Annotated in this window: 2 protein-coding genes; both read right to left on the reverse strand. The window is 37.9% G+C overall.

From position 1 onward, the window contains the following. On the reverse strand, nucleotides 1-434 hold a 434-nt coding region (locus tag AC3G7N_RS21350), incomplete at its 3' end, for a glycine betaine ABC transporter substrate-binding protein (protein WP_489424144.1). 75 nt (nucleotides 435-509) lie between these two features. Beyond that, nucleotides 510-654 (reverse strand): glycine betaine ABC transporter substrate-binding protein (locus tag AC3G7N_RS21355; RefSeq protein WP_489424145.1); only part of this gene is annotated, 145 nt, incomplete at its 5' end.

Raw genomic sequence — 654 nt, forward strand, 5'->3', positions numbered from 1 at the left:
GGTTTATCTTCTTTTAATCCTTTTCGTGCTAATGTTTTTATCATTTCTGTTTTTCCATAAACACCTTTTGGATCTTTAAGGTATTTTAAATCCTCATATTTCGCGAACATCCAGTGTGGGTTCCAGCCGGTAACGACGATTGGTTCCTGTTTTTCAATTGCCTCATCAAGTTCTGTCATCATCGCAGCAGTTGAAGACTCTTCAACTGACCAGCCTTTCAAACTATCGTATTCCTCAATTGCCTTTTCTGTTGTAACACTGATCCCCGCACCAGGCTCTATTCCAGTAATTGTATGCTCTACTGCTTCACTATAGTTTTTCTTATTATCCGTATTTGATGATTCTCCTTCTTCATCGGACCCGCAGCCTGCTATTAGCAGGGTTAACATGAGGCCAGCAATTAAAATAGTACTTGTATAAAACTTTTTTTTCATACACAAGGCATCCTTTCTAAAGTAAAGGGCTGATACATCATACTGCATCAGCCCTTATTTATAGTTGTATACCGATTATTCAGCTGGTTTTAAGTCTTTAATTGAATCAACATCCATGTATGCTGGAACAGCTAATCCTATGTTTGCTCCAGAAAGACTTTCACCCAGGTTAACTAATTGATCTTTATATTGTGCGTAAAGATCACCATGTGTTACAGGT

Source organism: Virgibacillus carmonensis (genome assembly GCF_057836705.1).